At 66.4% G+C, this 16,661-nt stretch carries 4 protein-coding genes; 3 read left to right on the forward strand and 1 reads right to left on the reverse strand.

Features of this window, described 5'->3' with window-relative positions; all coding sequences use genetic code 11:
• Positions 1-85 precede the first annotated feature (85 nt).
• From DGN21_RS20175 to DGN21_RS20185, 3 genes are all read left to right on the forward strand, one after another.
• Entirely contained in the window at positions 86-283 is a 198-nt protein-coding gene (locus DGN21_RS20175; protein ID WP_252374719.1) for a hypothetical protein, read from the forward strand.
• Positions 284-343: 60 nt separating this feature from the next.
• Positions 344-583: a hypothetical protein gene (locus tag DGN21_RS20180; RefSeq protein WP_252374720.1), complete on the forward strand. Its 240-nt coding sequence runs from the start codon at positions 344-346 to the stop codon at positions 581-583.
• Between the two features lie 120 nt (positions 584-703).
• Positions 704-880: a hypothetical protein gene (locus DGN21_RS20185; protein WP_252374721.1), complete on the forward strand. Its 177-nt coding sequence runs from the start codon at positions 704-706 to the stop codon at positions 878-880.
• A gap of 236 nt (positions 881-1,116) precedes the next feature.
• On the opposite strand, the gene DGN21_RS10410 is transcribed toward DGN21_RS20185, so the two are convergent.
• Positions 1,117-16,659 carry a non-ribosomal peptide synthetase gene (locus DGN21_RS10410; protein ID WP_215824915.1) on the reverse strand — a complete coding sequence of 5,181 codons (15,543 nt, stop codon included), beginning with the start codon at positions 16,657-16,659 and terminating at the stop codon, positions 1,117-1,119.
• Between the last annotated feature and the right edge of the window lie 2 nt (positions 16,660-16,661).

A 16,661-nucleotide genomic window follows, 5' to 3' on the forward strand; every position in this document is an offset into this window, starting at 1 on the left:
GATTGCCTGACAGGTCGCTACGCAGCACAAGGGTGTTGATGAAGAAGCCGATCAGCGGCGCCAGCTCGGCGCGATCGCGGCCGGCGTGCGGCACCCCGACCACGACATCGTCGGTCGCGCCGAATCGACCGAGCACGATTGCCAGTGCCGCCTGCAGCAGCATGAACAACGAGGCCTCATTCGCCTTCGCCAGCATGCGCAGGGCCTCGGTCTGGCTGGCGTCGACGCGGCGACTGGATTGCCGTGCATCGAAACGCTGGCGCGCTGGTCGCGGACGGTCTAACGGCAGCGAGTGCACGACCGGCAGGTCCTCCAACTGGCGGGTCCAATAGGCCAGTCCGCGTTGCAGCACACCTTGCCCCGCTTCTTCGATCTGCCAGGCGGCAAAGTCGGCGTACTGGATCGGCAATGGCGGCAGCGGATCGTCGAGCCCGGCGACGCGATTGCGGTAGAGCGCGACGAACTCGTTGACGAGCACGCCGCTGGACCAGCCATCGGAAGCGATGTGATGCAGTGTCAGCAACACCACATGGTCCGCGTCGGCCAAGCGAATCAGCACGCAGCGCAGCATGAGGTCAGCTGAAAGATCGAATGGCCGCGCCGCTTCCTGCATCGCTAGGTCGCGCGCGCGCGACAGCGCGACCTCGGGCGCCAGCGCCGACAGGTCAGTCTGCGCTAGCGGGATCGGCGCAGGCGCCAGCACTTGCTGCACCGGTGCGTCGTCCTGGAATCGATAGACCGTACGCAGGATCTGGTGACGGGCAACGATGCGGTCGAGCGCTGCCTGCATCGCTTGTACATCAAGCTGGCCACGCAGGCGCATGGCGGTCGGGATGTTGTACTGGCGGCTGCCGCCTTCGAGCTGATCGATAAACCATAGGCGTCGCTGCGGAAACGACAGAGGGGCTTGCCTGGCGTCACGGCGCGGAATCGGCACAAGGCTGCCTGCGCCGCTGTCGCTTTGCAGCCAGGTCAGGATCTCGGCTTTGTGGGTAACCAGCCGTTCGCGCAGCGCAGCGGTCAAGCGCTTATCCGGATCGTCCAGCAACAGCTTTCCATCGCGGGCCTTGACCCGAATTCCGCTGTCTACACACGCCTTCAATACTTCGCGAAAACTCATAGCTCGATAAATCCCTGATCGCTACTGTCGGTGTTGTCCATCACCAAAGCGTCACGCAACGCCGTCTCGCCCAACCGTTCGTCAAGATACGTCGCCAGTGCCGTGATCGTGGTCTTCTCGAACACGTCTCGGATCGATAGCTCAATGCCGAAGTGCTGCTTGATCTCAGCCAGAACCTTCACCGCCAGCAGCGAGTGACCGCCGATCTCGAAGAAATGATCGTATCGCCCGATCCTCTCCACCGCCAGCGTCTGCTGCCAAATCCTGGACAGCACGCGCTCGCTGTCAGTGCGTGCCGGCTCGAACGCGCGCGCCGCCGTGGCCGCGCCGTCCGGTGCTGGCAATGCGGCGCGGTCGAGCTTGCCGTTGATCGTCAATGGCAAGGCGTCAAGCACGACAAAGGCAGCCGGTATCATGTAAGCAGCCAACGTGGCGGCGAGCCGCTCCCGCAAGTCTGCGATCTCCAACGTCACGCCCGGCGCGGAGACCACGTAGGCGACAAGACGACGATCGCCGCGATCCTCGCGCACCGCCACCACCGCCTCGTCGACGTCCGGGGCGGCAGCCAGCGCCGCTTCGATTTCGCCCAGCTCGATGCGGAAGCCACGGATCTTGACCTGCTGATCGTTGCGACCGAGATACTCGATCGAGCCATCCGACAATCGTCGGCCGAGGTCGCCAGTACGGTACAGCCGATCGTTGTCAGGTAGCGTCAGGAAACGTTCGGCGGTCAGCGCTGCGCGATTCAGGTAGCCACGTGCGACACCGCCGCCGCCGACATAGATCTCCCCGGTCATCCCAAGCGGCACCGGCTCACCCCGATTGTCGAGCAGGCGCAGCGACAGATCCGCCAGTGGCAGGCCGATGGGACTTCCACTGCCGCCGCGTACCTCTGTCTCGCTGATCTCCCGGTAAGTCACGTGCACGGTGGTTTCGGTGATGCCATACATGTTGATCAAGCGTGTGCGATGCAGAGCGTTGCGCTCGATCCACTGCAGCAGCGCATGCAGCTCCAGCGCCTCGCCGCCAAAGATCACCATCCGCAGTTGGTGGTTGTGGCTCTGGTCCTGGGCGGCGGTCAATGCACGGAACGCGCTCGGAGTCTGGTTGAGCACGGTCACGCCCTCATCCGCCAGCAGGCGCAGGAATTCTTTCGGTGACTGCGCCACCGGCGCTGGCACGATCACCAGGCGGCCACCGTGCAACAAGGCCCCCCAGATCTCCCACACCGAGAAATCGAACGCGAAGGAATGGAAGAGCGTCCAGACATCGCGCGTTCCAAAGTCGAAGTGGCGCGCGCAGGCGGAGAACAGCCGAACCACGTGGCGATGTTCGACCATCACCCCCTTCGGTCGACCCGTCGAACCGGAGGTGTAGATGATGTACGCCAAATGCGTGGGATCCAGGCCCGGTACGCGCGGATCGTGTTCGTCCGCTGGCGCACCTGCCATGATCGTCAGCAGTGGACAGGACACGCCGACGTCCGCATCTGCTCCGTTGCCGGTGTTTTCGGCTGGCTCATCAACCAGCAGCGCGACCGGTGCGCTGTCTTCGAGCATGTAGGCCTGACGCGCTGCTGGGTAGGCCGGGTCGATCGGCACGTAGGCGGCACCGCTTTTCAGGACGCCCAACAGGCCGATTAGCATCGGCAGGCCGCGGGCCGCCCGAACCGCAACCCTGTCGTCCGGCTTCACTCCCAGGGTCAGCAGCCGGTGCGCGACCCGGTTCGCCGCGCGGTTCAACGCGTCGTAGCTCAGGCTGTGTCCCTGGAAGCGTAGTGCTTCAGCCTGCGGCGTGCGTCGTACCTGCGCCTCGAACAGCGCCGACAGGGTGTCGACGACCTCGAAGCGCTCAGCCGGTTGCTGCCACGCCTCAAGCTCGGCACGCTCGACAGCGTCGAGCAGGTCGATGCGGCAGCCGTCGCGCATGGCGGCCGGCAGTTGTTCCAGCACCCGTTGCATGTGGCCAATCGTCCGCTCAATCAGCCGGCTGTCGAAGGTCTCGCTGCGATAACCGAAACGGATCGTCAACCGACGGTCGAGCAGTGCGCTGAGCACCAGTGGATAACTGGTCTGCTCGCTGCTATCGGCGCGTTCGATCGTCAGTTGCGGCGTTGACGCATCCCTATCGCTGCGGTTCGCTTCCTCGACCGCATCCAATGGATAGTTCTCAAAGGCCAGCAGGCTTTGAAACATCGGTATGCCCTGCACCTCCGACATACCCTGGATCTCTGCCAATGGCAGGTAGCCATGCCCGCTGGCGCGAGTGAAGCCGTCGTGCAGCGTCGCCAGTGCCTGTTCGAGCGCTTGGCCATCGACGAAATCGACTCGTACAGGAATGGTGTTGATAAACAATCCGACCATGGACTCGATGCCCGCTACTTCGGCTGGCCGGCCCGCGACCGTCGCGCCGAATACCACGCTGTTCTCCCCGCTATAGCGGTGAAGCAGATAGGCCCAGGCCCACTGCACGAGCGTATTGGGCGTTGTGCGCAGTTCGCGCGCCAGCGCGCTGAGCGCTGCGGTTGCGGTCTCGTCCAGTTCCATCAGGCGTTCGCGGTAGCCAGCAACACCAGCCTCGGATGTCAGGCCGCGGCGATCGATGCTTAGCGGCGTCGGCGCCGAAATGCCGCCCAGATAGCCGCGCCAGAAGTCGCGCGCGACGTCGCGGTCACGGCTCTCCAGCCACGCGATATAGCGCTCGTAAGGCACCGCGACCGGCAGGCTTGGGCGCTCGCCAGCGATGCGTGCGCGATAACAGGCCATCACATCGCGGTACACCAGCGGCATGCTCCATCCGTCGAGCAATACGTGGTGGAGGCTCCACACTAGCAGATGGCGGTCTTCGCCCAGGCTCACCAGGGTCACGCGCATCAACGGTGCATGGGCGAAGTCGAAACCTCGCGCGCGATCGCTGGCCAGCAAATGGTCGATGCACTGCTGTTGCGTAGTCGCATCCATTCCCCTCCAGTCCTCTTGCCGCCATTGCAGTGGGGCCTGCTTCAACACCACTTGCTGCAGCGCCTCGCCCGCGCCGGCGAACGCAGTCCGCAAAATGTCATAGCGGTCCACCACGTCTTGCCAAGCGGCCTTGAAGGCATCGACCTCCAGCGGACCGCACAGCCGCGGATGCACCTGCACCACGTAGGCCGAGGCGTCCACCTGGGAGTGGAACCACAGACCGCGTTGCATCGGCGTCGCGGCGTACAGGCGGACCAGATTCGGATAGTCGTGCAGCACGGCATCCAGCGTCGATGCGTCGAGGTGCGCAAGTGGAAAGTCCGAGGGCGTGAAAGCGCCAACACCTGGCTCCTGGCAATGGGCGATGATCCGCCGCAATGCAGCCATCGCCGCGTCTAGCACCACGCGTACTTTCTGCTCGTCGTCGCGACGTCCATCGAAGTCCAGCGAAAGTTGCAGGCAGTTGCCGAACACCATCGCGTTGATCGCGTAGCGTGCCGAACGTTGACGCGATGCACTGCCCTGCACGCCGGCTGGTTCCGGTGCGATCTGGAATGCACTACCGGGGGTGATCACCTGATCAAACTGACCCAGATAGTTGAATGCGAGCAGGCATGCTCCGCCGTCGTCGCGACCACGCAGGCCGTGCCCGATTCCACGGTGCGGGACGGCGCGACAGCTCTCCTTGACCCCTTTGATGACCTCGCCCGTCGTGCCGCCGTGCCAGCGCAGCGGGAGTGGGTACACACTGGTAAACCAGCCGACCGTGCCGGTGGTATCAAGGGTCGGGAACAAATTCTCGCGCCCGTGGCCTTCGATCAGCACGTCGAGCGCGCCGGCCCGCCCAGGATGCGGCAACGCCATGCAGACAGCTGCTAGCAGCAGTTCGTCGACACGCGTGTGGTAAGCCGCATTGCAGGACTGCAGCAGCGCGGCGGTTTCCGCATCGTCGAGCGTATCGGTCAGCACGCGGCTGTCGCCCAATCGGCCATGGTCTTCGCGAGGTGCGGCTCCGGTTCCGTCGAGATGGGCATCCCACCAGGCAGCGTCGAGGCGGCCCGGTTGTGTCTCACGCCATTCCTGTAATGCTGCGCCCCATTGTGCGAAGGAGGAGGTTTTCGACGCCAGCGTCACCGTTCGGCCGTCGCGATGCAGCGACCACGCCTGTTCCAGGTCGGAGAGCAGGATGCGCCAAGACACCGCGTCGACGACCAAATGGTGCGCGACCAGCAGCAGACGACCCTCGCCTGCATCGGCCTGGAACCAGACTGCCCGGAACAACGGCCCCTGCGCCAGATCGAAGCCACGTTGCCAGCGGTCGCATTGCAGGACCAGATCCTCGCCCAACGGCTCCACCTGCGCAGCCTGCTCCAGCATTGCCGCGTCCCAGGGCCGGTAGCGGCCCTGCCAGGTGCCGTCGTCGTCGCGATAGAAGCACAGCCGCAGCGCGTCATGGCGCTTGTAGACGGCGGTAACCAGCACGTGCAGCGCGTCGGCGTCGAACGTTGCCGGCGCAACCAGCAGAAGCGCCTGGTTGAAGTGGTGGATCTGCTGGTCTTCGCCGGCCAGGAAATCTCGCTGGATCGGCAATAGCACTTGCAGGCCCTGCACCGCATCCTGCGGCGCATCGGCACGGGCCGCGGTACCGGCCACGGCGGCCAGCGCGGCGATCGTGCGCGCCTCGAACAGCTGGCCGGTGGTGATCGCGATACCGTCCTGGTTGGCACGCGCAACCACTTGGATCGCCAGGATCGAATCGCCGCCGCGTTCGAAGAAGTCGTCGTCAATGCCGACCTGCTCGACCCGAAGTACCTGCGCCCAGATGTCGGCCAGCGCCTGTTCGAGAGGATTGCGTGCAGCCACGAAGTGCGTCGCTGATGCGGTCGGCGCGGGTGCCGGCAGGCGACGCCTGTCGACCTTGCCATTGGCGGTGACCGGCAGACGCTCCAGCATCACCACCGCCGACGGCAGCATGTGATTGGGCAGGCGATGGGCCAGGCGCTGGCGTAGCGTGCGCGCCAGGTCCTCGCCGCCGTTTGCGGCGATCACATAGGCGACCAGGCGTTGTCCATGGCCATCGTCGTCGCGGGCAATTACCACTGCCTCGGCGACATCCGGTTCGGCGGCGACCGCGGCTTCGACCTCGCCCGGTTCGACCCGGTAGCCGCGGATCTTGACCTGCTCATCAACGCGGCCAAGGAAACGCAGCTCACCGGACTCGCTCCAGCAGACCCGGTCGCCGGTGCGGTAATAGCGTACTCCCTCGCTCTCGACGAAGCGCTCGGCCGTTAGTGAGGTGCGGCCGAGATAGCCGCGCGCCAACGCGACGCCCCCCAGCCACAGCTCGCCCGGTACGCCGCGCGGCTGCAGGGCCCCGTCCTCGGCGCACACGCGAAGATGCACACCCGGCAGTGGCGCACCAAGTCGCACCGGTTTGCCGGCGACGACGCGCGCGCAGGTCGCTGCGACGGTGTTCTCTGACGGGCCGTAGGCGTTGAACAGCGGCATCCGCACCGCCCAGGTCCAGGCCAGATGTTCGTCGCAGGCCTCGCCGGCGACGATCAGCACCCGCAACGCGTAATCTGCCTGCGGGTTGAGCTGGGCCAGCATCACCGGCGGCAGGGTCGCGTGGGTGATGCGCTGCTCGACCAGCAATTCGGTCAACGCCTGCGCCGACAGACGGGTCATCTCGCTGCACAGATGCAGGCTGGCGCCTGCGCCCAGCGCCATCAGCCATTCCCAGGCCGCGGCATCGAACCCGATCGAAGCAAAGCCCAGGACGCGGCTGTCGGGAGTGGTGGCATACAGGGCCTGTTGCGCATCGGCGAGGTTGGACAGGCCGCGATGCTCCAGCATCACTCCCTTGGGCCGGCCGGTCGAACCGGAGGTATAGACCACGTAAGCCAATCTGTCAGGGGTGGTGGCCACCGCCGGCGTCGAATCGGCAGCACGTGCGGCGATGCGTTCCAGCGCGACCACCGCGTGCCGGCCCGCCAGCGCCTCGCGCCCGGACGCATCGGCGAGTACCAAGCGTGCGCCGGCGTCCTCAAGCATGAAAGCGATCCGTTCGGCCGGATACGCCGGGTCGATTGGCAGATAGGCAGCTCCCGCAATCAACGCTCCGAGCATCGCCGCGATCGTGTCGGCGTGGCGCCCAGCGCAGATCGCAACGATCTGCTCCTGGCCAACCCCGCGACCAGAGATCTCTGCAGCGATTGCCATCGCCCGTGCGGCCAACTCGGCGTAGCGGGTCTGGTGCCCGTCGATTCCGATCGCGAGCGCATCGGGTTGACGCCGCGCCCAGTCGAGCACGCGTTCGTGCACTGCGTAGAACACCGGTGCGGGGGGCGCCACGGTCCCAAGCTTGAGCAAACCCGCTCGCTCCTCCTCTTCCAGCAGATCGACCGTGTCGGCTTTCAGCGCGTCCGGCAACCGCCGCAGCACTGAGCAAAGGTGAGCGATCAGGCGGGTGGCGGCGGCCGGCGCGATCTGCTCGGCGCGGTAGCCAAGGCGCAGCGTCAATACCCGTCCCAGACTCGCGCTGAGGCTGAGCTTGTAGCTGGTGCGTTCGGAATGACCGCTGCTCTCCATGCGCAGGCCGGCGGTCTGCGGAGTCAGCGCCGGATCGGCCATCGCATCCAGCGGGTAGTTGTCGAACGCCATGATGCTGTCGAACAACGGCGAGCCGGGCGCGATCTCGGACTCGCGCTGGATCTGCGCCAGCGACAAATAGCCATGGTCGGTGGATCGCTGGAACTGTTCATGCAATGCAGCCAGAGACTCGCCGATCGAGCCGCCGTTGAAGTCCACCCTGACCGGCAGCGTGTTGATGAATAACCCGACCATCTCGCCGATCGCCGCCACGTCGACGTCGCGGCCGGACACGGTCGCGCCGAACACCACCTCACGCTCGCCGCTGTAACGATGTAGCAGCCAGGCCCAGCTCCATTGCAGCAAGGTGTTGACCGTGGTGCGGCGATGCTGGGCCAGCTCGCGCAGCGCCTGGCTGGCCGCTGCATCCAGTTCGACGGTGAGCTCGCGATGGCCGCTCTGGCCGCTGTCTTCGCCGCGGTCGATCGCCAGCGGCGTCGGTGCCTCGATGCCGGCCAGACGCTCGCGCCAGTAGTCGCGCGCTTGGGCCGGATTCTGGCGTCCCAGCCACGCCACGTATTCCTCGTAGGGCGCCGGCTCGGGCAACGGTGCGGAGGCGACTCCACGCAACGCCGCGTAGGCGTGCATGACGTCGCGGTAAACCATCGGCAGACTCCATCCGTCCAACAGCAGATGATGCTGCGTCCACAGCAGTTGCCAGCGCTCATCGCCTACCCGCAAGAGCGTTACCCGCATCAGCGGCGGAGCCTCCAGCGCGAATCCGATCGCGCGGTCGGCTTCGCGGAATGCGTCGAAGCGCGCGCGCCAGTCACTCTCGTCGAGACCGCGCCAATCCAGTTCCTGCCAAGGCAGTTTGACGTCGTCGGAGACGACCTGTAGCAATCCATCGCCAGCGGTGTGGAAGCCAGTACGCAAAATCGCATGCCGGTCGACGGTTGCCTGCCAGGCAGCGCGGAAGGCGGCCACGTCCAACGCGCCGCACAGCAGAGGATGGATTTGCACGACGTAAGCGGAACGATCCAGGGCCGCGTGGTAATGCAGCCCCGTCTGCATCGGCGTCGCCGGATAGGCGCGGCGGAGGCGCGGATAGCGCGCCTGCAGCGCGTCGACCGCTGCCTGGTCCAGTGACAGCAACGGAAAGTCCGAGGGGGTGAACCCTCCGCTGCCGGCCTGCAAACAATGCGTGATGACCGTACGCAGGCCATCGACGATGCAGTCGAGCAGGCGCGCCGCGCTGGCGGAATCGTCGCGCGCCGGATCGTGGCCGAGCGAGAGGCGCAGGCGGTTGCCGGCAACCAACCCACTCAATGACCAGCGCGCCGAACGCCGCCGCGTTGGCGCCACCTGCATACCGGCTGCGCCTTCGGCGGCGCGCAGACCGGCCTTGCCCTGCAAAACCTGGTCGACTTGGCCCAGATAGTTGAATTCGAATTCCGGCTCGGCCATCGCCCGCAACAACGTATCGCCGCGCAGGTCGCGTAGCACGCCAAAACCCAGCCCGTCGCCCGGCACGGCGCGGCAACGTTCCTTGATTGCCTTGATCACCTCCGAAGGTTCGGTGGTGGCGGCATGCAGGGTCAGCGGATAGACGCAGGTAAACCAGCCGACGGTCTGGGTCAGATCGAATTCGCCGTCCGGCGCTGTGCGGCCGTGTCCCTCCATCCGCAGGGCCACTCGGTCGCAGCCACTCCATGCGCGCACGCCTAGATAGACTGCGGCCAGCAGGAGGTCATTGATGCGGGTACGGTAGGCGGCATTGCAGTGCTGCAGCAGATCGCGGGTGCTGTCCTCGTCCAGTACGTGGTTGATGCTGCGCGCAGTGCCATGGTCGCCATGGTCGGGCATTAATGCGGGAGCGTTCGCGTCCGTCCCAGCATCGCGCGCCTGCTCGCGCCAATAGTCCAGTTCGGCCGTGGCGGAATCACTTTGAGCCCAGTGCGTCAGCCGCTCGGCCCACAGCTGGAACGACCGCGTCTTCAGCGGTAACGTGATCGGCTCACCGGCACGCAGGCTCGCATGACCGCGTTCGATGTCTTCCAACAGGATGCGCCAGGACACACCGTCCACAACTAGGTGATGCGCGACGAGCAACAGGCGCCCCTCCTGGCCAGCCGGCGGCACGAAATGCACTGCGCGCAACAGCGGCCCGCGCTCCAGATCGAAGCTGCGCTGCCAGCGCTCGCAACGTGCGTCCAACCCGTCCAGTCCTGGTTCCAGCACGACCGCTGCATCCAGGAGTTCCGTGTCCAGCGGTGCATAGCGCGCGTGCGGCGTGCCGTCCACAAGCGTGAAGCGTAATCGCAGCGCGTCATGGCGGAGGTACAACGCTCGCATGATCGGCGCCAGCACGCTCGGATCGAAGTCGACTGGCGTAGTTAGCCAAATCGACTGGTTGAAATGGTGACGGTCGACCGGGTCGTCGAAGAATCCACACTGGATTGGCAGCAGGCGTTGAGAGCCTTCGCTATCGCCCTGCGGTACCGCCTGGGTCACGCCCTCCCGCACGCGCATTGCCAGGGTGGCGATGGTTTGTGCCTGGAACAAGTCGCGGGTGGTCAGCGCAAGGCCATTCTGGCTGGCGCGGGCCGCGACCTGAATCGACAAGATCGAGTCGCCACCCAACTCGAAGAAGTTGTCGTGGATGCCGACCCGCTCCACCTGCAAGATCGCGCGCCAGATCGAGGCCAGGGTACGTTCGGTTTCGTTCCGGGGGGCCTGATAGTCGCCCGCCGCCAGCGACGCGGCGTCCGGCTCCGGCAATGCGCGGCGGTCCAGCTTGCCGTTGGCCGTCAGCGGCAGTGCCTCCAGCGACACCAACGCCGAAGGCACCATGTAGTCCGGCAACTGTGTGGACAGTGTCTGCCGCCAGTCCGACACACGGCCCTGGCCGCCCACGACATAACCCACCAGACGACGCCCGCCCTGTTCGGTCTGCCCAACCGTTACCACCGCCTCGCGCACGCCCGGCAGCCGCTGCAGCGCCGCTTCGATCTCGCCCAGCTCGATCCGGAAACCGCGCAGCTTCACCTGGCCGTCGTTGCGACCGGCAAACACGATGGTCCCATCCGCACGCCAGCGCCCCAGGTCCCCGCTTCGGTAGTAGCGCCCCGGGCCGCCCAGCGGATCGGCCACGAACCTCGCAGCACTGAGCTGGGGCTGGTTCAGGTACCCGCGCGCCACTCCCGCCCCGCCGATGTACAGCTCCCCGATCACGCCTACCGGCACCGCACGCCCCTGCCCGTCCACGATCCGGATCGTCGTGTTGCCGATCGGGCGACCGATCGGAATCGCATGCCCCGCCAGGTCTGCCAGGACGATCTCGTGGGTGGTGGCGAACGTCGTCGTCTCGGTCGGACCGTAGCCGTTGATCAGCCGCCGCGGGCGCTGCGACCGCGACAGCAGTCGTCCCACCGTGTGCACGTCCAGCGCGTCGCCTCCGATCAGCAACTGGTCCAGCTGCCCGAACGCGACTTCCAGCGCGTCCACGTAGGCGTTGAACAGTCCCACCGTCAGCCACATCGCACTGACCCCGAACCGCGCCAGTGCCGCCGACAGCGCCGCCGGATCCAGCACTGTCGCAGGATCGATTACCGCCACCCGGGCACCGTTCAACAACGGTGCCCACAGCTCCCAGGTCGAGGCGTCGAAGGCCGGGTTGGCGCAGTGCGCCACCACGTCGTGATCGCCCAGCGGCGCAAACCCGCCGTTGACCGCCAGCCGCAGCACCGCGCCCTGCTCGACCATCACCCCTTTCGGTGTCCCGGTCGAACCAGAGGTATACATCACATAGGCCAAATCGCTGGCCTGGCCTGCCACCACCGGCGCCGTATCCGGATAGCGGGCCCACGCCGATGGCGCCAGCGGCAGGGTTGCTTGGAACCCCGCGCCTTCCAGCGCCCGGTCGGACAGCACCACCGTCGCACCGCTGTCGGCCACCAGGTCAGCCAGGCGGCCGATCGGTTGCTCGGGATCCAGCGGCACATAAGCCGCCCCGGCCTTGAGCACGCCCAGGAGCGCGACCACCAGATCCAGGCTGCGGGTGGCGATCAGCGCAACGCGCTGCTCGCGATCCACCCCATGCGCACGCAAGCCGTGGGCCAGACGATTGGCGCGTGCATCCAGCTCGGCATAGCTGAGCGCGTGATCAGCATCGCATAGCGCGATCGCCTCGCCGCGACGGGCCGCGCAGGCGGCAAACACCTCGGCGATGGTGGACTGGGCCGGATACGCACGGGCGGTGGCGTTGAAGCCGTGGACCAATTGCTCGCGCTCGCGCTCGGACAGCATCGGCAACGCCGCCACCGGCTGCCCTTCGGCATCGGGCAGTGCCTGCAGCAGCCGCTGCAGATAGCCGGCCCAACGCTGGATCGTTGCCGCGTCGAACAGGTCGGTGGCGTATTCGAGTACACCGCGAATACCACGCGCGTCGTCGGACAACGACAAGGTCAGATCAAAGCGCGTGCTGGCATGGGCCTGTTCGAGACTCGACAGGCTCAGCCCCGGCAACTCGCCTGTGGCCCCTTTGGGTGTGTTGTCGAACGCCAGCGCGACCTGGAATAGCGGGCTGTAGGCCAGCTGCCGCGAAGGTTTGAGCACATCGACGATCTGTTCGAACGGGACGTCTTGATTGGCCAGCGCGGAGAGCACGCCGGTTCTGACCTGCTCTAGCAACACCCGCACCGGGGCGTCGGTGTCGACCCTCACCCGCAGCGGCAAGGTGTTGACGAAGAAGCCGATCAGCACCTCGAGTTCTGGTGTCGGCCGGTTGGAAACCGGGCTGCCGATCACCACTTCGTCCTGCCCGCTCAGCCGCGAGAGCAAAATTGCCCATGCCGCGATCAGCGCCATGTAGGTGGACGCGCCATGCGTTCGCGCCCAATCGCGCAGACGTGTGCTCGCTGCCTCGCCCAGTTCGAAGGGCAACATCGCCCCAGCGTGCGAAGGCTGCCGGGGACGTTCGCGATCAGTCGGCAGTTCTAGCAGCTCCGGCGCTCCGTGCAGGTGCTCCCGCCAGAAGGTCAGTTGCGCTTCTAACGCGACATCATCGATCCGGCTGCGCTGCCAAGCCGCGTAATCGGCGTATTGCAGCGGCAGCGGCGGCAGGGGGTCGGACGCGCCCTTGACGAAGGCACGATACAGCGCGCTCAGCTCTTGGGTCAGGATGCCGTTGGACCAGCCATCGGACACGATGTGATGCAGGGTCAGAAACAGCGCATGCTCATGTGCGCCAAGGTGCACCAGACGCGCCCGGATCGGGCACCCAGCGCCTAGATCGAACGGAGTGAGTGCTTCCTCGCGTGCAATTGCGGCCAGGGCTTGAATGCGCGCCTCCGGGTCTAGCAGGCTCAGGTCGTCCTTACGCAGTGGCAGGCCTTCGTCCATGGGCGCGATCCATGGGGTCGCGCAACCGTCGGTCTCGGCGAAGCGCATGCGCAACACCGCGTGTCGCGCCACGATGCGGTCCAGTGCCGCTTGCAGTGCCTGTAGTTCCAACCGCCCCTGCAGATGCAATGCCGAAGGCATGTGATATGCCGCCGACGCGGCGCGGTCGAGCCGATCGAGAAACCACAACCGCTGTTGGGCCAACGATAGTTGCGGCGGCTGCGCCGGATCGATGGGGACCGGCACCGTCGTTGATACCGCTGCGGCGGTTTCCAGGAAGGCGGCCAACCGTGCCGGAGTCGGATGCTCGAACACCGCGCTGACCGGTACCTGCCGCTGCAACTGGGCCGCCACCCGTGAGGCCAGCCGCGCTGCCAGCAGCGAGTGCCCACCCAACTCGAAGAAGTTGTCGTGGATGCCGACCCGCTCCACCTGCAAGATCGCGCGCCAGATCGAAGCCAGGGTACGTTCAGTTTCGTTCCGGGGGGCCTGATAGTCGCCCACCGCCAGCGACGCGGCGTCCGGCTCCGGCAATGCGCGGCGGTCTAGCTTGCCGTTGGCCGTCAGCGGCAGCGCCTCCAGCGACACCAACGCCGAAGGCACCATGTAGTCCGGCAACTGTGTGGACAGTGTCTGCCGCCAGTCCGACACACGGCCCTGGCCGCCCACGACATAACCCACCAGACGACGGCCGCCCTGTTCGGTCTGCCCAATCGTTACCACCGCCTCGCGCACGCCCGGCAGCCGCTGCAGCGCCGCTTCGATCTCGCCCAGCTCGATCCGGAAACCGCGCAGCTTCACCTGGCCGTCGTTGCGACCGGCAAACACGATGGTCCCATCGGCACGCCAGCGCCCCAGGTCCCCGCTTCGGTAGTAGCGCCCCGGGCCGCCCAGCGGATCGGCCACGAACCTCGCAGCACTGAGCTCGGGCTGGTTCAGATACCCGCGCGCCACTCCCGCCCCGCCGATGTACAGCTCCCCGATCACGCCTACCGGCACCGCACGCCCCTGCCCGTCCACGATCCGGATCGTCGTGTTGCCGATCGGGCGACCGATCGGAATCGCATGCCCCGCCAGGTCTGCCAGGACGATCTCGTGGGTGGTGGCGAACGTCGTCGTCTCGGTCGGACCGTAGCCGTTGATCAGCCGCCGCGGGCGCTGCGACCGCGACAGCAGTCGTCCCACCGTGTGCACGTCCAGCGCGTCGCCTCCGATCAGCAACTGGTCCAGCTGCCCGAACGCGACTTCCAGCGCGTCCACGTAGGCGTTGAACAGTCCCACCGTCAGCCACATCGCACTGACCCCGAACCGCGCCAGTGCCGCCGACAGTGCCGCCGGATCCAGCACTGTCGCAGGATCGATTACCGCCACCCGGGCACCGTTCAACAACGGTGCCCACAGCTCCCAGGTCGAGGCGTCGAAGGCCGGGTTGGCGCAGTGCGCCACCACGTCGTGATCGCCCAGCGGCGCAAACCCGCCGTTGACCGCCAGCCGCAGCACCGCGCCCTGCTCGACCATCACCCCTTTCGGTGTCCCGGTCGAACCAGAGGTATACATCACATAGGCCAAATCGCTGGCCTGGCCTGCCACCACCGGCGCCGTATCCGGATAGCGGGCCCACGCCGATGGCGCCAGCGGCAGGGTTGCTTGGAACCCCGCGCCTTCCAGCGCCCGGTCGGACAGCACCACCGTCGCACCGCTGTCGGCCACCAGGTCGGCCAGGCGGCCGATCGGTTGCTCGGGATCCAGCGGCACATAAGCCGCCCCGGCCTTGAGCACGCCCAGGAGCGCGACCACCAGATCCAGGCTGCGGGTGGCGATCAGCGCAACGCGCTGCTCGCGATCCACCCCATGCGCACGCAAGCCGTGGGCCAGACGATTGGCGCGTGCATCCAGCTCGGCATAGCTGAGCGCGTGATCAGCATCGCATAGCGCGATCGCCTCGCCGCGACGGGCTGCCCAGGCGGCAAACACCTCGGCGATGGTGGACTGGGCCGGATACGCACGGGCGGTGGCGTTGAAGCCGTGAACCAGTTGCTCGCGCTCGCGCTCGGACAGCATCGGCAACGCCGCCACCGGCTGCCCTTCGGCGTCGGGCAGTGCCTGCAGCAGCCGTTGCAGATAGCCGGCCCAACGCTGGATCGTTGCCGCGTCGAACAGGTCGGTGGCGTATTCGATCGCGCCGCCCACGCTGCCATCCGCATTTTCGACAAAGGTCGCAGTCAGATCGCAATGCGCGCTCTGGTGGGGCATCGACACCGACTGTACGTCCAGGCCAGGCAGCACCAAACCGCGGCCGCCGGGCGTGTTGTCCAGCGCCAGCATCGTCTGGAATACCGGATGGTGGCCGAGATCGCGCACCGGCCGCAGTTCTTCGACCACTTGTTCGAACGGCACATCCTGGTGGTCATAAGCGCGTAAGGTCGCATCGCGCACCTGAGTGATCAGTTCGGCAACGCTGCTAGCCGCCGCCGGGTTGACGCGCAATGCGAGCGTGTTGACGAAGAAGCCGACCAGGGTCTCGGTCTCGCGTCGCTGACGGTTGGCGACCGGGGTGCCGATCACCACCTCACCCTGCCCGCTCAGCCGCGACAGCAGAACCGACCAAGCGGCCAGCAACGCCATGAAGAGTGTCGCGCCATGCGCAGAGGCCCAGTTGCGCAACAGCTGCGCATGCTCCGGCGCCAAGCGCAACGGCAGGCTGGCGCCACGGTGACTTGGGCGCGCCGGCCGTGCCCGATCGCCAGGCAGCTCCAATAGCGCCGGCGCATCGCGCAAGCCTTGGCACCAAAATCGCAACGAGGCGTCGAGGCTGCCATCGGCCAGTCGCTGCTGTTGCCAACAGGCGTAATCGGCATAGGTCAGGCTCGGCGCCGGCAAGGGGTTGTCGCGGCCTTCAACAAAGGCCGAGTACAACACGGCCATGTCCTGCACGAGCAGCCCCATCGACCAGCCGTCGCCGGCGATGTGGTGTGTAGAGAAAAACAGAACATGATCGTCCTCACCCATATGAGCCAGTGCGACCCGCAACAGCACGTCCCCTGACAGGTCGAAGACGGCGCTGGCCTGCGCCTGCAGCAGTGCGTCCAGCGCGCTTGAGCGCGCGCCCTCTTCAAGCCCATCCAGTGCGTGCCGAACCATGGTCAGCGATGTCGCCGGCAACACACGCTGTACCGGCTCTCCGTCGTGGTCGGCATAGACGGTACGCAGGATCGCATGTCGTTCCAGCAGCGCTTCCAGCGCACGCTGCAATGCGGCCACGTCAAGTCGGCCGCGCAGGCGCAGCGCACCGGGCAAGTTGTATTGCGGGCTGCCGCCACCAAGGAGATCAACGAACCACAACCGACGCTGCGCGAATGACAGCGGGTAGCACGACGCCTTCGCTGCCGGTTGGATCGCAGCTAAGGCACCATTGCCGCGGCCACGCTCGAGAACGGCGATCAACGCGTCCTTGTGCGAACGGATGGCGTCCGCCAACTCCGGCGTGATCGCGCCGCGCGGCGCATTGCTGCGCAAGCGTCCTTCTTCGACAGAAAGCATGACCTGCCGTCGGCCGAGTTCATGCAGCAACGCGGCCAGATCCATGC

It is taken from the genome of Xanthomonas sp. MLO165 (assembly GCF_018831305.1).
Lineage (GTDB): Bacteria > Pseudomonadota > Gammaproteobacteria > Xanthomonadales > Xanthomonadaceae > Xanthomonas > Xanthomonas arboricola.